An 18,356-nucleotide genomic window follows, 5' to 3' on the forward strand; every position below is an offset into this window, starting at 1 on the left:
CTGACATCGGAGGGGTAGGAGTGACGAGACTGCATCCATCCAAAAATGGCGCACTCGCCGGTCCGTAACAGCCTCTAACCCTTTCGGGGATCGCTCCGGCGGGGCAGGGGCACGAACGGCGCGGTCGCACCACCTTCGAGAGCGCATGCCGCCGCCGTGCCGACGACCCGGACAAGCCGTGACGAGGATCCCGGCTTCTCCGATGCAAATCTGTCGTCACGCCTGCACGACCGATCATTGCCCCAAGTCCTGCCACGGATACTTTTCGTGCCGGCCCTTGCAATATTGACATAGCTTAACCCCCACGACCGGGAAAATGTCGATCGGACCCGGCGCTATGCAGCCCGTTGCCCCGGGCGAGCATCCGGGGCCCGGCCATGATCGCCGATCCATCCGCCACGCAGTCGCGGCGGCAAACGAGTTCCTTGCGGAATTCAGCAGCATGGATACTTGGCTACACGAGTACAGAGCCCCGTCCGAACTCGATAAAGGTTACTTCGACCGTATTGCGAGGATCGCGGAAGCCGCGTTAGGCTTCGTGCGGCTCCCCGGCATGCGCGCGCTCGCCGGATCGGACGCCGTGTCTGACGGACGGGCCCTCGATTGTGACGGACACCTTGCACGCGATCGTACCGGATCTCGAGCGCCGTCCCCGGGCCGTCCTGTGCGCGGACGTCGTCGGCTACACCCGGCTGATGGAGGCGGCGGAATCGGAGACGCACGCCCACCTGCGGACGTTGCGCGTCACGGTCATCGATCCCGCGATCGTCTCGCATCGAGGCGAGGTGGTGAAGAATACCGGCGACGGATTCATCGCCGTCTTCGTCAGCCCGCGCGACGCCCTGCACTGCGCGGCGGCGCTGCAGCGGGAGCTCGTCGCCCAGGAATCCGGCGCCGTGCCGGAGCGCCGGATCCTGTTCCGCATCGGCCTGCATTGGGAGCAGATCATCTTCGACGAGAACGACGTGTTCGGCAGCGGGATCAACATCGCGGTGCGCCTCCAGAGCGCCGCGCCGGCGGGCGGGGTCGTGGTGTCCTCGGCCCTCCTCGACCAGGTCCCCGACCGGGCGGAGTTCGCGTTCGACGACCTCGGCAAGCTGTCGTTGAAGAACCTGACGCAGCCGGTCCGGGGATTTGCCCTGTCGGTCCCGGGGTCAGCCCGGGCGGACCTCCGGCGACCGGCCGACGAGCCGAAGGCGGCGCGGCTGCCCGCCATCGCGGTGCTTCCCTTCGCCCATCTCTCCTCCGACGTGCAGGACGGCTACTTCGCGGAGGGCTTCGCCGACGACATCATCGTCACGCTCGGCAACATCCCCGAGCTCGTCGTCGTCTCGCGCGGGTCGACGATCCCGTTCCGGCGCCGGCCGGTCGATCCCGGCGAGGTCAGCGAGAAGCTCGGCGTCCGCTACGTCCTGAGCGGCAGCGTCCGCCGGACGCAGAACCGCATCCGGATCTCCGTCGAGCTCGTCGACGCCGTCGACGCATCGGTGGTCTGGGCCGAGCGCTACGACGAGCCGATCGACGAGGTCTTCAATCTGCAGGACGAGATCGCGATCCGGATCGTCGGCAAGATCGCCACCTACGTCCGGCGCGCCGAATTGCAGCGCGCGCTGCGCAAGCCGCCGCAGAGCCTCAACGCCTACGACTGGCTCCTGCGCGGCCTCGATCTGCTCTACCGGCTCGATTTCGGCAGCCTGGCCCAGGCCCGGACCTGCCTCGAACGGGCGCGTGACGAGGACCGGGACTACTCGGCGCCCTACGCCTTCCTCGCCCACTGGCACATGTTCGCGATCGCGGAGGGCTGGGCGTCCGGCACGGAGGCGGGCCTGGGGGAGGTCGTGCGCCTGGCGCAATGCGCGGTCGAGCGCGATCCCTGCAACGCGCTCGCCGTCGCCATCGAGGGCCATGCGCGGGCGATGTTCTTCCGCGATTACGACGCCGGCATCGAGCTGTGCGACCGGGCGACCGCGATCTCGCCCAACAATTCGTGGGCGTGGGTGTTCAGCAGCGGGCCGTACGGGTTCGTGGGCGACCCGCGGATGGGGATCGCGCGGGCGGAGCGGGCGATCCGCCTGGCTCCCCTCGGCCAGCAGGCGTTCTTCAACTACACCCTGCTCGCCCAGAACCAGTATCTCGCCGGATCGTTCGGCGATGCCGTCCGCTGGTCCCGCAAGGCGCTCCACCTCAACCCCCGGTTCGGCAACGCCGCCCGCGTGCTGGCGGCGAGCCTCGTCGCGTCGGGCCAGGGCGCCGAGGCCGGCCAGGTCGGCGCGCTCCACCGCCGCATGCTTCCGAGCTTCCGGGTCTCGGACTACGCCCGGCGATGCCCGTTCGAGGAGCCGCAGGCCTCCCGCTACGTGGCACGGCTGCGGGCGGCCGGCATCCCGGACTGAGACCAGGACGGCCCGCGGCGTCGCGGCCGGCGAGAAGGGGAGGGGAGACCATGTCGGGTGGCGGCTCGGGCGGCGGATCGGGAGGCGGGTCGGGCGGCGGATCCGGGGGCGGATCGGGAGGAGGGGCCTCCGGCCCGACGACGTACCCCGTCGCCGACCCCCTGATCCCGGTCGAGCCGGACGGGCTTCGGGTCGACGCGACCTTCCCGTGGTCGGCCTGGCGCTCGGACTATTTCAGCTATCTCGCCCTCGCCGAGTTCGGCCGGACCGACTGGCGCTGCATCCCCGTCGATCCGCCCAAGCCGTTCGACGACGACGCGATGTTCGAGGAACTCGAGGACCTGATCTCGAAGGCGCGCGACGAGCGGGCGAAGCGGGTCCAGGAGATCCTCGACCAGGATCCGGGGCCGGCAGCCTACTTCGCCCACCTGCTGATGCTGTCGCCGGTCTCACACCCCAACACCCTGAAGCTCGTCGACATGGCGGACCGGGTCGGGCTGATGGTCGCCATGCACTTCAAGGGCGTCTTCAACCGCGCCCGGCCGCAGCAGGTGTTTCCCGCCCTGATGCCGCTGATCAATGCGCCGCCGCACCCGTCCTATCCGAGCGGGCACGCGCTCGAGAGCCACCTGATCGCCCTCGCGCTCGCCGAGGTCGCGCCCGAGGCGGCCCCGTCCCTGACCGCCCTCGCGCGACGGATCGGCGAGAACCGGGAAGTGGCGGGCGTCCACTGGCGGAGCGACACGGAGGCCGGCCGCCTGATCGCCGGGTCCGTCTACCCGCTGCTCAAGGGCTGCCCGATCTTCCAGACCGTGCTCGCCTCGGCCCGGGCCGAGCCCGGCGGTTCCGGCACGCTCGCGCCGCCGCCCGAATGCGCCGCGGGCGCGAGCCTCTCGCCGCGTCGCCGGGCGTCCCGTCCGAAGGCCGGCTGATCGTCCGCGCCCGCTCCCCGGATGCCGGCGCTCAGCCGCCCTTCGCGCCGTCGACCGGGATCTCGGCAGCGAGCATGCGCAGGATCGCCACATAGTCGACGGGCGGGATCACCCGGAACGGCGGCAGGCGCGGATGCGCGGACACGATCGGGATGATCGTGTCGCGCGTGCGAAACCCCGGTCCCGGGGCGCCGGCCTGCGTGATGACGACGGCGGCGACGTGAAGCGCGGGAGCGAGCAGGAGACGGGTTTCGACGCCCGGCTCCTGCATCCCGGGGTTGCTGCGCAGGGCGGTCGCGAAGCCGGTCACCAGCGGGCCCTCGTTGAGCCCGCCGAACCGGAACCGCCCGCGGAGCTGCGCCAGGGCTTCGGCGGCCGCGATCGCCTCGCCGTCGGAGGTGATGAGGAACCGCCATCCCCGCTCGACGAGCCGGATCTCGCGGCCGGCCCGCAGGACCTCGAGCGGAAGCACCACGACGCGGTGCGGGCTCGCCAGCGCGAGCGTCCGCGGATCGGCCAGGCTGAGCCTGGGGGTGCGGAACGCGGAGCGTGCGGCGAGCGCGTCCAGGACGTGCCGGACGATGCGCTCGGCCTCGCGCGGAGCTTCAGGCTGAACCTGGTCGGCCACGATGCTGGACCTTCTGCGTGAAGTAGCTGTCGGTCCAGCGTCCGTCGTACTGGTACCCGGCCTGCAGCACGTCGTAGGGCACGTCGGACGAACCCCAGAACGGATCCTCGATCGCCAGGAGCGCGCTGCCGGCGAGCGTCTCGCTGTCCGGCAGGTAGCCGACGACCGTGACGAAGTGGCCGCCCCCGGACTCCCAGGCCACGCGCACGCAGACCGGTCGTCCGCCCTCGATCTCGCCGCGCAGGTCCGCGAGCGGCGTCGTGGCGGCCGGATACCAGGTCTTGAGATGGCGGACACGGTTGAGGGCGGAGGCGAGGAAGCCGTAGACGTTGCAGGGCCCGCCGGCTCCGGCCCCGCAGCAATCCTGCCGCTGCAGCTGCGTGCCCGCGATCCGGCACTGCGTCTGGCTCGTGAGCGCGTCGAAGAAGGCGGCGATGCTCGCGGTCACGGCCGCCCAGCACCAGTTGGACTGAGCCTGCGGTTGCATCGAGAACGGGAGCAAGTGCCAGCCGGACAACGCGGTGCTCCTGTGTCGCCGTACTGGGAGACTACATCACCATCATTGTCGACGCAAAGACGTCGCCGGCGCGATTGCCGCCGGGGGGCGTTTCCCCACCCGAGCCGTCGAGGGAGCATCGCGGCCGCGGGCGTCCGTCAGCGCAGCATACCGGACATGGCCGACAGACCGTTGATCACCCGCACCATGGACACACCGTCGGCGGCTTCGACAGAGGATCACTGCGTGGGCGTTCCGATGATCGCTGGGCGCGTGCTTGGCTTCGGGGGTATCGCGGGAGTGATCGCCACTGCGTTTCTCCCGCTCCCGACGCGGATCGCCTACGGGGCCTTTGGCGATCCGCGAGCAAATGTGGGCCCGGGAGGGCTACCGTCATGCATCCAATCCTCACTTACGAACAATGGACTTGAGGGACAGCATATAGTAACGTCTTGCCACGATTGCCTATCGAAAGGTCGAGGTGATCGACATTGTTCGTTCTTGAATCCATGTGTCTCTTTCTGGCTGGAATCTCATGCAAGTTTCTAAACAAGACAGCAGGCTAGGATTTATTGATATCGGCGCGCGTGGTGGGGTATCCCCTCTCGCACAACAGTACGCCGACAAACTCTTGCAGGTTCTTGTTGAACCTGAGGCAGCCGAAGCGGAGCGTCTACGCTCCGCAAGTGAAAACGGAAACAAGTATCGGGTAATCGGCTCGGGACTTGCTCATGTCGATGGCGAGCTTCTGTTCCATGAGACAGTCAATCCGTATTGCTCTTCCATGTTGAGAGTAAATCACGAAGTTTTGGATCAGAATGAGAATTTGATCGAGCACTTTGCGTTCAAGCAATCAGTGCCCGTGATGTGCCATCGGTATGACACATTGTATTACAAAGACAATCTACCCCAGCCACACATCATAAAAGTCGACGTACAGGGTTTCGAGCATCAGGTTTTGCAGGGATTTGGCGGACTACTACAGCAAACCCTCGGAATCGTGCTTGAGACGCACCTATATCCGATTTATCATGACCAAATGCTCTTCGGCGATATCATCAAATATCTCGCCGGGTACGATCTCGTGCTGCGTCGAATTACCAACGATCGTTCCAGCGACCTCAATGGAGACCACCATTTTAATATGGATCTCGTCGAGATCGATGCCGTTTTCACGAAAAGTCGGGGTTGGGCCTCGCACCAACCCCGGGAGATGGTCGAGAACCTGAATTTCGCCTGCGCACTGCTGGGCGCCGTTCCGAACCGCTGAAGCGACGTGTTCCCGGCCAAGGCTGTTCCCGGCCACGTCGATGCGCAACTCCAGCAATACCGGTCGACATCAGAAAACCTCTTGACGATGTCCAGAGGGGAGGGCGGCCGGGTCGGACAGGATCTCGGGCAGCACCTCGGCGAGGGAGCGGCGGACATGGCCGTTGCGCCCGGTCACCGCCTCGGCGCGCCAGAGCGCGTGGAGGATCGCCTGCTCGATCCCGTCGGCGACCGCCTCGAACAGCGGGTCGAGCAGGGCGTCGTGCAGCATCGCCAGAACCGGCATCGGGCTCCCGGGATCCTGCGGCAGCGTGTAGGCGGTCGAGAAGGCGAGCGCGATGTCGCCGCTGCCGTGGCCGAAGACCGAGCCGGTGCGGGCGAGCCCCGCCCCGGCCCGGAGCGCCAGCCGCCGGAGCTGGCGCGCGTCGAGGGGGGCGTCGGTGGCGACGATCAGGATGATCGAGCCCTTCTCGGGCCGCGCCGTGGCGGGCGCGGCCTCCAGGCGTCCGGCGAGGACGGGGCCGACGGCCCGGCCGGCGAGCCGCAGCTGCGCCGGCCGGCCGAAATTCGCCAGGACCAGGGTGCCGACCGTGAGGTCGCGCCCGCCGGCCTCGACCTGCCGGGAGGCGGTGCCGATGCCGCCCTTCAGGCCGAAGCACGACATGCCCCGCCCGGCCCCCACCGCGCCCTCCGGCACGGCGACGTCGGCGGCCTCGTGCGCCTGGCGGTAATGCGCCTCGGTCACCGCCATGCGGCCGATGTCGTTGAGGTAGCCGTCGTTGCACTCGAAGACGAGCGGGTTCACCGTCGGCAATTCGCGGCCGATGCCGGGATTGACCGCCAGCGCCGCCCGGATCTGGGCCGCGGCCACCGCCGGCACCCCGAAGGTGTTGGTGAGCGCGACCGGCGTCTCGATCACGCCGAGTTCCTCGACCTGCATCAGGCCGATCGACTTGCCGAAGCCGTTCAGCACCGCGGCCGCCGCCGGCACCCGGTCGTGGTAGAGGTCGCCCGGATGCGGGCGGATCACCGTCACGCCGGTCTGGATCGCGCCCTCGGCCAGGGTGCAGTGGCCGACGGTGACGCCCGCGACGTCGGTGATCGCGTCGCGCGGGCCGCTCGGCAGGGCGCCGATGCGCGGAGGCTGCTCGATCATGGCAGGCCTTACGGACGGTCGAGCTTGGGGTCGAGGGCGTCGCGCAGCCCGTCGCCGAGGAGGTTGAAGGCGAGCACGGTGAGGAAGATCGCGAGGCTCGGGAAGATCGCCACGTGGGGCGAGGAGACCATGTCGGCCCGCGCGTCGTTGAGCATCGCGCCCCATTCCGGCGTCGGCGGCTGCGCGCCCATGCCGAGGAAGGACAGGCTCGCCGCGGTGATGATCGAGGTGCCGAGCCGCATCGTGAAGTAGACGACGATCGACGACACCGTGCCGGGCAGGATGTGGCGGAGCAGGATCGTGCGGTCGGAGGCGCCGATGCTGCGGGCGGCCTCGACGTAGGTGGCGCGCTTGAGCACGAGGGTATTGCCGCGCACGAGCCGCGCGAAGGCCGGCACGCTGAAGACGGACACCGCCACCACGACGTTGACGAGGCTGCTGCCGAGGATGGCGACGACGCCGAGCGCCAGCAGGATGCCGGGAAAGGCGAACAGCACGTCGGACAGGCGCATCACGATGCGGTCCCACCAGCCCTCGTAATAGCCGGCGAGCAGCCCCAGCACCGTGCCGACGAGGCCGCCGATGGCCACCGACAGGAAGCCGGTGGCGAGCGAGATGCGCCCGCCGAGGAGGATGCGGCTCAGGATGTCGCGCCCGAGGGGATCGACGCCGAGCCAGTGCGCGAGGGACGGGCCCTCGTTGATCCGGTCGTAGTCGAAGTAGTTCTCGGCGTCGTAGGGAGCGATCCACGGCGCCAGGATCGCCAGTGCGACGAGCAGGACCACGAAGGCGAGGGCGACGACGGCGACGCGCTGGCGCCGGAACTTGCGCCAGAACTCGGACCAGGGGGTGCGCACCCCGGACGGAACGGCGGCGACGGCCGCGGTGGCGGTGAGAGCGGTATCAGGCACGGCCGGCTCACTTGTAGCGGATGGTCGGGTTGATCAGCCCGTAGAGCAGGTCGACGACGAGGTTGATCAGGATGAATTCGAGCGAGAACATCAGAACCAGGGCCTGGATCACCGGATAGTCACGCTGGTTGACCGAATCGACCAGCAGGCGCCCGACGCCCGGCCAGTTGAACACCGCCTCGACGACGATCGAGCCGCCGAGCAGGAAGCCGAATTGCAGGCCCATCATGGTGACGACCGGGATCAGCGCGTTGCGCAGGCAGTGCTTGGCGATGACGACCCGCTCCTTGAGGCCCTTGGCCCGGGCGGTGCGGACGAAGTCCTCGCCCAGCACCTCGACGAAGGAGGCGCGGGTGAAGCGCGCCATCACGGCGGCCACCGCCGCCCCGAGCGTCAGGGAGGGCAGGACGTAGTGCTTCCACGAGCCGGCTCCGACGGTCGGCAGCCAGCCGAGCTCGACGGAGAAGATCTGCATCAGCAGCATTCCGAGGGCGAAGGACGGGAAGGAGATGCCGGAGACCGCGAGCGTCATCCCGAGACGGTCCGGCCACTCGTTGCGGTAGACCGCCGAGACGATGCCGATGACGAGCCCGAAGGCGACCGCCCAGGCCATGCTGGTCAGCGTCAGGAGCAGGGTCGGCAGGAAGCGCTCGCCGATCTCGGTCGCGACCGGGCGGCGGGTGCGGATCGACACGCCGAAATCGCCCTGCGCCATGTTCAGGAAGTAGCGGCCGAACTGCACCGGGAGCGGGCGGTCGAGGCCGAGTTCCGTACGCACCAGCGCCACGGTCTGCGCGTCGGCGTCCTGGCCGGCGGCGAGCCGCGCCGGATCGCCCGGCAGCAGGTGCACGAACAGGAACACCAGGACGGCGACGATCGCCAGCGTCGGCAGGAGGCCGAGGAGCCGTTTGAGGAAGAAGGTGAGCATGGCGCCGGGGACGGGGAGGGGAAGGGGAGGGGCGCCGGCATCGCGGCGCCCCCGAACGGCCTTACGGCGCGACCGCCACCTGACGGCTGTCGATGTTGCCGTCCGGCATGACGGCGACGCCGGACAGGCGGGCGGAGGTGGCGTAGAGGTTCTGCTCGGTGACGAGGGGCGCCCAGGGCGCGTCCTTCACGATCTGCTCCTGCGCCTTGGCGTAGAGGTCGGCCTTCTCCGCGTCGCTCGTGGTGACGAGCGCCTTGGCGAGCAGGGCGTCGACCTCGGGGTTGCTGTAATAGGCGGTGTTGCTGAGCTTCGGCGGCCAGGCCTCGGTCGACAGCAGCGGCCGCAGGGCCCAGTCGGCCTCGCCGGTCGAGGACGACCAGCCGATGTAGTACAGGCGCACGCGGGCGGTCTTCGGGTCGGGGGCGGTCTGCACCCACTCGACGCGCTGGCCGGGCTCGAGGGCCTGGGTCTGCACCTTGATGCCGACCTGGGCGAGCTGCTGCTGCAGGAACTGGATCGCCTTCTGGGCGGTGCTGGTGGTGTAGCCGCTCCACAGGATGGTCTCGAAGCCGTTCGGGTAGCCGGCCTCCTTCAGGAGCTGGCGCGCCTTGGCCGGGTCGTAGGGCCAGGCCGCCATCGGGTGGGCGTAGAGCACGCCGGCCGGGACGACGCCCTTGGCCGGGCTGGCATAGCCGCTGAACGCGACCTTGGCCAACGCCTCCTTGTTGATCGCGTAGTTGATCGCCTGGCGCACGCGCAGATCGTCGAAGGGCTTCTGCAGCATGTTCATGCTGAGGTAGCGCAGGATGATCGAATCCTGCGCGATCACCTTCAACTTCTTGTTCTCGCCGAGCGCCTTGGCCTGCTCGTAGGGAAGCGGGAAGGCGAAATCGGCCTCGCCGGTCTGGAGCATCGCCGCGCGGGTGCCGTTCTCGGGCACCGGCTTCCAGGTGATGCTGTCGACCTTGGGCAGGCCGGCGTGCCAGTAGCCGGCGAACTTCGCGCCCTTGACCGAATCGGTCTGCTTCCACTCGACGAAGGTGAACGGGCCGGTGCCGACCGGATGGAAGGCGATGTCCTTGCCCCACTTCTGGAGCGCGGCCGGCGAGATCATCGCCGCGGAGGCATGCGCCAGCGAGTTGATGAACGGGCCGAAGGGCTCCTTGAGGGTGATGCGGACGACGCCCGGCGAGACCGCCTCGACGGTCTTGACGCGGTTGAACTGGTTGTAGCGGGCGAGGTGGTTCTCGGGGTTCAGCACCCGCTCGAGGTTCGTCTTCACGGCGTTCGCGTCGAACGCCGTGCCGTCGTGGAATTTCACGCCCTCGCGCAGCTTGAAGGTGTAGATCAGCCCGTCGGGCGAGACCTCGTAGCTCTCGGCCAGCACGTTCCTGACCTTCAGGTCCTTGTCGAACTCGAACAGCCCTTCGTAGAACGACTTGGTGACCGCGGTCGTGAGCGTGGTGTTGGTGTTGTAGGGGTCGAGCGTCTCGGGCTGGTTGCCGAGCACGAGGACCGGATCGCCGGCGGCGAGCGCCGAGGTCACGGGGCCGGCGAGCAGGCCGCAGAGCAGGCCGGTGGCGAGGAGGGAGCGCGCGATCATCGAGATGCCTCTGGTCACGGGGGGGTTCGGATGGATCAGGTCGCGAGGCCGCCGACGGTGTGGCGGGCGGCCCAGTGGCCGGGGCCGACCTCGATCAGCGGCGCCACCTCGGGCTCGTCGCCGAGCGCCCGGACCGGGCTCGGGATCTCGCCGGAGAGGAGGCCGCGTGGCTTGGCGTGGCGCCGCTCCGGATCGGCCACCGGCACCGCCGCCATCAGCTTGCGGGTATAGGGGTGCTGCGGGTTCTCGAAGATCGCCCGGCGCGGCCCGATCTCGACGATCTGGCCGAGGAACATCACGGCGACCCGGTGGCTCACCCGCTCCACCACCGCCATGTCGTGCGAGATGAACAGGTAGGACAGCCCGAGCTCGCGCTGCAGGTCGAGCATCAGGTTGACGATCTGGGCCTGGATCGAGACGTCGAGGGCCGAGACCGCCTCGTCGGCGACGATCACCTTCGGGTTGAGGGCGAGCGCCCGCGCGATCGCGATGCGCTGGCGCTGGCCGCCGGAGAATTCGTGCGGGTAGCGCGCGCCTTGCGCCGGGGTCAGGCCGACCCGCTCCAGGAGCCAGGCCACCCGCGCCTCGGCCTCGCGCCGGGGCGTGCCGTGGACGAGCAGCGGCTCCATGATCGAGAAGCCGACAGTCAGGCGCGGGTCGAGGGAGGCGTAGGGGTCCTGGAAGATGAACTGGATGTTCTTGCGCAGCGCCTGGAGCCTGCTCGGGGGAAGGTCGCGGATGTTCTCGCCCGAGAACTCGATCAGCCCGCTCTGGCTCTCGACGAGGCGCAGGAGCGAGCGGCCGGTCGTCGACTTGCCGCAGCCCGATTCGCCGACGAGCGCCAGGGTCTCGCCGGCCTGAAGATCGAAGCTGATCCGCTCGACCGCGTGGACGCGCCGGCGCACCCGGTTGAGAAGGCCGCCGCGGATGTCGAAGCGGGTGACGAGGTCGCGCACCCGCAGGATCGGCGGGCCGGGGCGCCGCGTGTCCTGCGGCGGCGCCTCCTCGACGGGGGCCGCGGCTGCCGACTCGGGCCGCAGCAGGTCGAACTTGCGCGGCAGGTCGCTGCCCGCCATGGCGCCGAGCCGCGGCACGGCGGCGAGGAGCGCCTTGGTGTAGGCGTGGCGCGGGCCCGCGAACAGGGCGGGGGCATCGCCCTCCTCGACCTTGTCGCCGCGATACATCACCAGCACCCGGTCGGCGATCTCGGCCACCACGCCCATGTCGTGGGTGATGAAGACGACGCCCATCCTCATCTCGTCCTGCAGGCTGCGGATCAGTTCGAGGATCTGGGCCTGGATCGTGACGTCGAGCGCGGTCGTCGGCTCGTCGGCGATGAGGAGCTGGGGCCGGCACGCCAGCGCCATCGCGATCATCACCCGCTGGCGCATGCCGCCGGAGAGCTGGTGCGGAAAGCGCGTCAGCACGTTGCGGGCCTCCGGGATGCGCACGAGGTCGAGCATCCGCAGGGCCTCGGCGCGGGCGGCGGACGTGCCCTTGCCCTGGTGCACCCGGATCGATTCCGCGATCTGCTCGCCCGCGGTGAAGACCGGGTTGAGCGAGGTCATCGGCTCCTGGAAGATCATCGCGATCTCGGCGCCGCGCATGTCCCGCATCTCGGCGTTCGACGCGGTGGCGAGGTCGAGGACCGCGCCGGAGCGGCGGCGGAACAGCATCCGCCCGGTGGCGATCCGGCCGCCACCGTGGCCGACGAGGCGCATCAGCGCCAGCGAGGTGACGGACTTGCCCGAGCCCGATTCGCCGACGATCGCCAGGGTCTCCCCGGCCTCGACGTGGAACGAGAGCTGGCGCACCGCCTCGACCTCGCGCTCCGAGGTGGTGAAGCGCACGCCGAGATCCGAGACCGACAGGATGCGCCGGTCGGGCATGACGAGGGAGGACATCGCGGAACTGCTCAGAAGATGGCGGTCGTCGGCGCGTCGCCGGCCCGGACGAGGCCGCGATACATGCCGGCGGTGTTGAACGGCATCGCCACGTTGCCCCGCGCATCGACGGCGATGAGGCCGCCCTGGCCGCCGAGGGGGGTGAGCGCGTCGCGGACCACGGCCTGCGCGGCCTCCTCCAGCCCGAGCCCCGCATAGGCCATGCGGGCGCAGACGTCGTGGGCGGCCGCCGCGCGGATGAAGACCTCGCCGGTGCCGGTGCAGGACACCGCGGCGGTGCGGTCGTCGGCATAGGTGCCGGCGCCGATCAGGGGCGTGTCGCCGATGCGGCCGGGCCGCTTGTTGGTCATGCCGCCGGTCGAGGTGAGCGCCGCGAGGTGGCCGTGCCGGTCGAGCGCCACCGCGCCGACGGTGCCGAACTTCTGCCGCTCGTCGAGGGGGGCGTTCTCGTCGTGATCGAGGCTGATCCGCCCGCCTTCCTGCGCCGCCGCGAGCTGGCGCCGGCGCGCCTCGGTCGAGAAGAAGTCCGGCGCGACCATCTCGAGGCCGCGGCGGCGGCAGAAGTCTTCCGCGCCCTCGCCGGCGAGGAGCACGTGGGTGCCCTCGTCCATCACGGCGCGGGCGGCGCGGCCGGGGCGGCGCACCCGGCCGAGGCCCGCCACGGCGCCGGCGCGCAGGGTGGCGCCGTCCATGATCGCGGCGTCGAGCTCGTGGGTGCCGGCGCTGGTGAAGACCGCGCCGTGCCCGGCATTGAACAGCGGGCACTCCTCCAGGAGATCGACCGCGATGGCGACCGCCTCGAGCGCGCTGCCGCCCTCGCGCAGGCAGATCTCGCCGACCGCCAGGATCTCCGACAGGGCCGCGTGATACGGCGCCTCGCCGTCGCGGCCGGCGGCGGACCGGGCGATCGTGCCGGCGCCGCCATGGATGACGAGGACGGGGCGGGGGTCGGTCATGGCTCGGGATCCGGATCGGGGGAGGTGATTGCGTGGGCGTGCGAGACGTCGGGGCCGCCGTTCAGGGGCCGGGCGGCGGAGCCGCTGTTCAGGGGTTGGGCGGCGGAGCCGCCGTTCAGGGGTTGGGCGGCGGAGCCGCTGTTCAGGGGCCAAGCGGCGTAGTCGCCCTCGAGCCAGGGCAGCACCGATTCGGTGAGCCGGGTCGCGGTGGCGACGAGCCCGCCCGAGGCGTGCGCGACGGCGCTCGACAGCGCCTCGACCAGGGCGACGAGGCTCGCTTCGGAGGCCGCGAAGTAGCGGCTGTCGGTGCGCACGAAGAGCGCGATCGTGGCCCGGGCGGCGATCGGGGAATGCGGTCCGTCGGTGAGCGCCAGCACCGTCGCGCCGCTGTCGCTCGCCTGGGCGGCGAGCCGCACCGTGTCGGCGAAGTAGCGCGGCGTTCCCAGCGCGACGACGAGGTCGTCGGCGGTCAGGCGCCGCATCACCCGGGCGGCGAAGGCCGGTCCCTCGACGGTGGCGAGCAGGTGGACGTCCTGGCGGTGGAGATCGAGGTTGCGGGCGAGCAGCCCCGCCGGCCAGGACGAGCTGCCGAAGCCGAACACGTAGACTCGCCGCGCCGTGCGGATCGCCGCCACCGCCCGCTCGCAGGTCCCCGCGTCGAGCCCGCTGCGCGTCGCCTCGAGGTTGCGCCCGATCGCCGCCAGGGTCGCGTCGACGACGCTCGCCGGATCGGCCGGCCGCTCGAGATCGCCGCGCAGCTTCTCCACCGGCGCCAGCGCGCTCTCGAAGCCGAGGACCAGGGCGGCGCGGAATTGCGCGTAGCCCTCGTAGCCGAGGGCCCGGGCGAAGCGGTTGGCGGTGGCGACCGAGACCCCGACCAGCTCCGCCAGCTCGGCGACCGGCAGGGTCGCAACCTTGAGCGGATGGTCGAGGACGTAGCGCGCGACCTCGCGGTGCGACTGGCTCAGGGTCGGGAAGCTGCGGGCGATCCGCTGCGCGACCGAGGCGTCGTCGGGCGGCGCGCTCACGATCCTCCCTCGCGGCACAGGTGATCGAAAAATCTCATGGACACGATAGTGACGAGATTTTTATGACGATTGCAAGCCCGGGCATGGCGCGATGGCGGGCGGATCCTGCACGATCGGGAGGCAGGCGGCGTCGATCGCCGCCCGACGCGATCGGGGACGAACGCGCGACGGGGACCGAGACCCTGAACGAGCGAGCCGGAGCGCGGGCAGGCACGCTCCCGTGATCGCGAACCTGCGAAACCCCGACCCAAACCGCTTGCCAGCCGCCACGCCGGGCCACATTCAGGAAAGGTGTCACAGCTTGCCCCTTCCCCCCCTCCCGCCCCGGACCTGACGGCGCCGACCCCTCCCGCCCATGCGGGCCTGCCTCCGGCCCAGCGCCGGCAGGCGATGGTCGCGGTCCTCGCCGGCGTGGCCCTCGCCACGCTCGACACCGCCATCGCCAACACCGCGCTCCCGACCATCGCGGCCGATCTCGGCGTCGATCCGGCGGATTCGGTCTGGATCGTGAACGCCTACCAGCTCGCCGTGGTGGCGACGCTGCTGCCGATCGCGGCGCTCGGCGAGATCGTCGGGCAGCAGCGGGTCTATCTCGCGGGCCTCGCGCTGTTCACCGCGGCCTCGCTCGTCTGCGCGCTCGCCTGGTCGCTGCCGGCGCTGGTCGCCGCGCGCATCCTGCAGGGTGTCGGCGCGAGCGCCCTGATGGCGGTCAACGTCGCACTCATCCGCTTCATCTACCCGTCGCACCAGCTCGGGCGGGGCCTCGGCCTCAACGCCTTCGTGGTCGGCGTCGGCTTCGCGCTCGGGCCGACCGTGGCCTCGCTGATCCTGGTGGCGGCGCCCTGGCCGTGGCTGTTCGCCGTCAACCTGCCGATCGGGATCGCCGCCTTCGCGATCGCGCGGCGCGCCCTGCCCGAGACGACCCGCGCCGGCCACGCCTTCGACCGCGTCGGCGCGCTGCTCAACGCCGCCACCTTCGCGTTGTTCGTGCTCGGCCTGGGCGAGGCCGCGCATGAGGGACCGCTCTGGCGCGTGCTCGCGGAATTCGCCGGCGCGCTCGCCTGCGGGGCGGCCCTCCTGCGCCGCCAGGCCGACCATCCGGCGCCGATGCTCGCCGTCGACCTGCTGAAGCGGCCGCTCTTCGCGCTCTCGGCCATGACGGCGATCTGCTCCTTCGCCGCGCAGGGGCTCGCTTTCGTGTCGCTGCCGTTCCTGTTCCAGCACGCGCTCGGGCGCTCGCAGGTCGAGACCGGGTTCCTGATGACGCCCTGGCCGGTGGTGGTCGCCCTGATGGCCCCCCTGGCCGGCCGGCTGTCGGACCGCTACTCGCCGAGCGTGCTCGGCGGGATCGGCCTCGCCATCCTGGCGCTCGGCATGGGGCTGCTGGCGGCCTTGCCGTCTGAGCCGAGCGTCCTCGGGCTCGCTTGGCGGATGGCGCTGTGCGGGGCCGGCTTCGGCTTCTTCCAGGCGCCGAACCTGCGCGCCATCATGACGAGCGCCCCGCCCTCGCGCTCGGGCGGGGCGAGCGGCATCGTCGCGACCTCGCGGCTGCTGGGCCAGACCACCGGGGCCGCCCTGGTGGAGGCGTGCTTCGCGGTCGCGGCCGATCACGGCCCGGCCCTGGCGCTCGGGCTCGGCGCGGCCTTCGCCGGTGTGGCGAGCGTGGTCAGCCTGTCCCGGCTGGCGGTGCGGCGGGGCGCGGGGGCGGTTTGACCCCGTTTCGGGAGTTTGAACCAGATGCGGGACCTGCGCGGCCGCACCCGTGCAAGAACCCCGTCCGCGACCTTCTCCCGAGGTCGCGGACGGGATCGAGAGACAGGCCTCGGACGCCCGATCCGTGAAGCCGAGGCACGTGTCACAGGAGGAAGCCCAACCATGATCCACGTCCTCGCCATCATCACCACCAAGCCCGGCCAGCGGGACACGGTGCTCGCGGCCTTCCGGGCCAACGTGCCCGCCGTCCATGCCGAGGACGGCTGCATCGAGTACGGCGCGGCGATCGACACGGACGGGGCCGGGCCGATCCAGGCGCCGCTCGGGCCCGACACCTTCGTGGTGGTCGAGAAGTGGGCGAGCCTCGATGCGCTCAAGGCGCACGCCGCCGCGCCCCACATGGCGGCCTACGGCGCGAAGACCAGGGAGCACATCCTGTCGCGCACGATCCACGTGCTGTCGCCCGCCTGACGCTCTCCGGGCGGCCTCACCCCGAGGGCGCCCGGACCGTCACGCCGAGCATCGCCTCGAAGGGCAGCACCATCGCGCCCTTGTCGCGCGCGCCGTGGCCGGCGAGCAGCGCCATCTGGTAGGTCGTCGTCGCGGCGGCCGTCACCGGCAGGGGAAAGCCGCGCGCGACCGAGACCGCGGCGGCGCTGACGAGATCCTTGTAGGCCTTGGCCAGCGGATAACCCTCGTCGAACTCGGCCCGCAGGATCCGCGGCACGAAGTACTGCGAGGCGTAGCTGCGGCTGGTGCCGGTGGTGACGACCCGCGCCAGCCGCTCCGGATCGAGACCCATCGCCACCGCCATCGGCAGCACCTCGGCGAGCGCCGCGATGTTGATGTCGTAGATCACGTTGTTGACGGTCTTGGTGAGCTGGCCGCTGCCGAGCGGGCCCATGTGCAGCACCTCGGTGCCGATCCGCTCGAGCAGCGGTTTCATCGCCGCGAAGGTCTCGGGCGAGCCGCCGCACATCACCGTGAGGGTTCCGGCCTCGGCGCCCGCGGGCGCACCGGAGACGGGGGCATCGAGGACGGAGAACCCCTGCGCCTCCAGCGCCCGGCCGAGGCGCACCGCCTGGCCGTGCGCGATGGTGCTGAGATCGACCACGGTCGCGCCCGGGGCGAGGCGGGGGACGAGGCCGTCGGGACCGAACAGCACGCTCTCGACCACGTCGCCGTCGGGCAGGCACAGGACCAGCACCTCGGCGCCCGCGACCGCCTCCCGGTCGGCCGTGACGGTGATCCCCGGCTCGGCGAGCCCGGCGGCCCGCTCCGGGTCGGCATCGACCGCGACGATCGTCTCGGTGCCGTCGCCCTTGCGGGCGAGGTTCAGGGCGATCGGCCAGCCCATCTGGCCGAGGCCCATCACGGCGATGCGGCGGCTCATCGGGACGGCTCCTTGGAGACCGAGATGTCGTCGGCGGAATCGATCCCGATCGCCTCGAGGAAGCGCGACACCATGTTGTAGGCGCCGATCGTGGCGGTGAGCTCGACGATCGTGCGCGGGTCGCACTGCGCGCGCAGGGCCGCGAAGACCGCCGGCGGAACGTGGATCTCCCGGGTCATCGCGTCGCAATAGGCCAGCACCGCGCGCTCGCGCGGGTCGAACACGTCGGCGGCGCGCCAGTCGGGCAGGGCGTCGAGCTGCGCCCGGGACACTCCTTCGCGCAGCGCGATCGGCACGTGCTGCTCGGCCTCGTAGCGGGCGCCGTTGAGATGCGCGACCTGGACGATCACCAGCTCGCGCAGGGCGCCGGGCAGGTCGCAGCGCTGGCGGATCGCCGTCAGGAAGGTCAGCCAGCCCTCCGCGACCGGCGGGCTGTGCAGCAGCATGGCGTAGAGGTGCAGGATCTCGCCGCGCTCGGCGACGATGCGCTCGGCGAGCGCCGCCGTCTCCGGACGGGTCGGGTCGGCGTAGGGAATGCGGGCCACGGATTCGATTCCTCCACAAGACTGCTTACCGGTACATCGGAATGCCGGTGCGGTGCACGGTCCAGAGGCCGCTTTCCTACGGCCGGGGGGCCTGCGCGGGGACGGGCGTCGCAACGGCCTGCGCGGTCGTCGTCTTCTCCGTGAGCTTCGCGACGCTGAACGAGACACCCGCGATGCCGACAAGAAGGCCCGCGATGATCGCGATGGTCTGCCAAGTCGTCGGAATGCTGGACACGCGCCCCTCCAGCCCGCTCAGCTTCGCCGCGATCGGCGCCAAGTCGGTCCTGGCCGCCTTCGTGTCCAGCTTGGCGTCGATACCGGCCAGGCGGCTCTCGATGGCGCCGAAGCGCTTCTCGTTTTCCAGGCGCCCAGCCGTGACCGCCTCGATCAGTCTGTCGAGCTTGCCGTCCAGCTTCTCAAACCCCTTCTCCAGGGCTGCGATGCGCGGTTCGATACCGTCAGATGTGCCTCCCCACGGTACACGACACGCGCTCCGTCGCC

Annotated in this window: 17 protein-coding genes; 5 read left to right on the forward strand and 12 right to left on the reverse strand. The window is 70.5% G+C overall.

Annotation, left to right across the window (positions count from 1 at the left end):
• The first annotated feature begins 605 nt into the window (after positions 1 to 605).
• Together A5481_RS29185 and A5481_RS29190 are read left to right on the forward strand one after the other, a co-directional pair.
• Complete coding sequence (locus A5481_RS29185) at positions 606 to 2,393, forward strand: adenylate/guanylate cyclase domain-containing protein (RefSeq protein ID WP_082984973.1); 1,788 nt, start codon at positions 606 to 608, stop codon at positions 2,391 to 2,393.
• A gap of 50 nt (positions 2,394 to 2,443) precedes the next feature.
• Complete coding sequence (locus A5481_RS29190) at positions 2,444 to 3,325, forward strand: phosphatase PAP2 family protein (protein WP_064504464.1); 882 nt, start codon at positions 2,444 to 2,446, stop codon at positions 3,323 to 3,325.
• 31 nt (positions 3,326 to 3,356) lie between these two features.
• Here the strand turns inward: A5481_RS29190 and A5481_RS29195 are convergent, their stop codons facing one another.
• Both A5481_RS29195 and A5481_RS29200 read right to left on the reverse strand, forming a co-directional pair.
• Positions 3,357 to 3,953 (reverse strand): hypothetical protein, encoded by a 597-nt coding sequence (locus A5481_RS29195; protein ID WP_048437305.1) that lies wholly within the window; start codon positions 3,951 to 3,953, stop codon positions 3,357 to 3,359.
• Positions 3,931 to 4,470: a papain-like cysteine protease family protein gene (locus A5481_RS29200; protein WP_053082601.1), complete on the reverse strand. Its 540-nt coding sequence runs from the start codon at positions 4,468 to 4,470 to the stop codon at positions 3,931 to 3,933. Before A5481_RS29200 ends, A5481_RS29195 begins: the two co-directional genes overlap by 23 nt.
• A gap of 514 nt (positions 4,471 to 4,984) precedes the next feature.
• On the opposite strand from A5481_RS29200, the gene A5481_RS32995 reads away from it, so the two are divergent.
• Complete coding sequence (locus A5481_RS32995; RefSeq protein ID WP_082173595.1) at positions 4,985 to 5,719, forward strand: FkbM family methyltransferase; 735 nt, start codon at positions 4,985 to 4,987, stop codon at positions 5,717 to 5,719.
• Positions 5,720 to 5,788: 69 nt separating this feature from the next.
• Here A5481_RS32995 and A5481_RS29205 read toward each other — a convergent pair whose 3' ends face one another.
• From A5481_RS29205 to A5481_RS29235, 7 genes are all read right to left on the reverse strand, one after another.
• Positions 5,789 to 6,874 carry a DmpA family aminopeptidase gene (locus A5481_RS29205; RefSeq protein ID WP_048437306.1) on the reverse strand — a complete coding sequence of 362 codons (1,086 nt, stop codon included), beginning with the start codon at positions 6,872 to 6,874 and terminating at the stop codon, positions 5,789 to 5,791.
• 8 nt (positions 6,875 to 6,882) lie between these two features.
• Positions 6,883 to 7,785 (reverse strand): glutathione ABC transporter permease GsiD, encoded by a 903-nt coding sequence (gene gsiD / locus A5481_RS29210; RefSeq protein WP_048437307.1) that lies wholly within the window; start codon positions 7,783 to 7,785, stop codon positions 6,883 to 6,885.
• Between the two features lie 7 nt (positions 7,786 to 7,792).
• Positions 7,793 to 8,713 (reverse strand): glutathione ABC transporter permease GsiC, encoded by a 921-nt coding sequence (gene gsiC / locus A5481_RS29215; RefSeq protein WP_048437308.1) that lies wholly within the window; start codon positions 8,711 to 8,713, stop codon positions 7,793 to 7,795.
• A gap of 61 nt (positions 8,714 to 8,774) precedes the next feature.
• Positions 8,775 to 10,316, reverse strand: coding sequence for a glutathione ABC transporter substrate-binding protein GsiB (gsiB, locus tag A5481_RS29220; RefSeq protein ID WP_048437309.1), 1,542 nt, complete (start codon positions 10,314 to 10,316; stop codon positions 8,775 to 8,777).
• A 35-nt stretch (positions 10,317 to 10,351) separates the two neighbouring features.
• Entirely contained in the window at positions 10,352 to 12,220 is a 1,869-nt protein-coding gene (locus tag A5481_RS29225; protein ID WP_048437310.1) for a dipeptide ABC transporter ATP-binding protein, read from the reverse strand.
• An 11-nt stretch (positions 12,221 to 12,231) separates the two neighbouring features.
• Complete coding sequence (locus tag A5481_RS29230; RefSeq protein WP_048437311.1) at positions 12,232 to 13,176, reverse strand: isoaspartyl peptidase/L-asparaginase family protein; 945 nt, start codon at positions 13,174 to 13,176, stop codon at positions 12,232 to 12,234.
• Complete coding sequence (locus tag A5481_RS29235) at positions 13,173 to 14,204, reverse strand: MurR/RpiR family transcriptional regulator (protein WP_082984974.1); 1,032 nt, start codon at positions 14,202 to 14,204, stop codon at positions 13,173 to 13,175. The genes A5481_RS29230 and A5481_RS29235 overlap by 4 nt, the downstream gene beginning before the upstream one ends.
• Before the next feature lie 330 nt (positions 14,205 to 14,534).
• Here A5481_RS29235 and A5481_RS29240 point away from each other — a divergent pair, with 330 nt between their 5' ends.
• Positions 14,535 to 15,917 carry an MFS transporter gene (locus A5481_RS29240; protein WP_209436160.1) on the forward strand — a complete coding sequence of 461 codons (1,383 nt, stop codon included), beginning with the start codon at positions 14,535 to 14,537 and terminating at the stop codon, positions 15,915 to 15,917.
• A gap of 162 nt (positions 15,918 to 16,079) precedes the next feature.
• Complete coding sequence (locus A5481_RS29245; RefSeq protein WP_048435772.1) at positions 16,080 to 16,388, forward strand: putative quinol monooxygenase; 309 nt, start codon at positions 16,080 to 16,082, stop codon at positions 16,386 to 16,388.
• A 16-nt stretch (positions 16,389 to 16,404) separates the two neighbouring features.
• On the opposite strand, the gene A5481_RS29250 is transcribed toward A5481_RS29245, so the two are convergent.
• From A5481_RS29250 to A5481_RS34840, 3 genes are all read right to left on the reverse strand, one after another.
• Positions 16,405 to 17,310 (reverse strand): NAD(P)-dependent oxidoreductase, encoded by a 906-nt coding sequence (locus tag A5481_RS29250; RefSeq protein ID WP_048435771.1) that lies wholly within the window; start codon positions 17,308 to 17,310, stop codon positions 16,405 to 16,407.
• Positions 17,307 to 17,855, reverse strand: a complete 549-nt coding sequence (locus tag A5481_RS29255; protein WP_048435770.1) for a carboxymuconolactone decarboxylase family protein — start codon at positions 17,853 to 17,855, stop codon at positions 17,307 to 17,309. The genes A5481_RS29250 and A5481_RS29255 overlap by 4 nt, the downstream gene beginning before the upstream one ends.
• A gap of 76 nt (positions 17,856 to 17,931) precedes the next feature.
• Positions 17,932 to 18,356, reverse strand: a 425-nt coding sequence (locus A5481_RS34840; protein ID WP_064504465.1) for a hypothetical protein, incomplete at its 5' end; no start/stop codon positions are given.

It is taken from the genome of Methylobacterium platani, assembly GCF_001653715.1.
GTDB lineage: Bacteria > Pseudomonadota > Alphaproteobacteria > Rhizobiales > Beijerinckiaceae > Methylobacterium > Methylobacterium platani.

Bases quoted from the DNA above. Each gene is read 5' to 3' on its own strand.
- A5481_RS29190 (WP_064504464.1), top strand. From the start codon at position 2,444: ATGTCGGGTGGCGGCTCGGGCGGCGGATCGGGAGGCGGGTCGGGCGGC.
- A5481_RS32995 (WP_082173595.1), top strand. From the start codon at position 4,985: ATGCAAGTTTCTAAACAAGACAGCAGGCTAGGATTTATTGATATCGGC.
- A5481_RS29205 (WP_048437306.1), bottom strand. From the start codon at position 6,874: ATGATCGAGCAGCCTCCGCGCATCGGCGCCCTGCCGAGCGGCCCGCGC.
- gsiC (WP_048437308.1), bottom strand. From the start codon at position 8,713: ATGCTCACCTTCTTCCTCAAACGGCTCCTCGGCCTCCTGCCGACGCTG.
- gsiB (WP_048437309.1), bottom strand. From the start codon at position 10,316: ATGATCGCGCGCTCCCTCCTCGCCACCGGCCTGCTCTGCGGCCTGCTC.
- A5481_RS29225 (WP_048437310.1), bottom strand. From the start codon at position 12,220: ATGTCCTCCCTCGTCATGCCCGACCGGCGCATCCTGTCGGTCTCGGAT.
- A5481_RS29230 (WP_048437311.1), bottom strand. From the start codon at position 13,176: ATGACCGACCCCCGCCCCGTCCTCGTCATCCATGGCGGCGCCGGCACG.
- A5481_RS29245 (WP_048435772.1), top strand. From the start codon at position 16,080: ATGATCCACGTCCTCGCCATCATCACCACCAAGCCCGGCCAGCGGGAC.
- A5481_RS29250 (WP_048435771.1), bottom strand. From the start codon at position 17,310: ATGAGCCGCCGCATCGCCGTGATGGGCCTCGGCCAGATGGGCTGGCCG.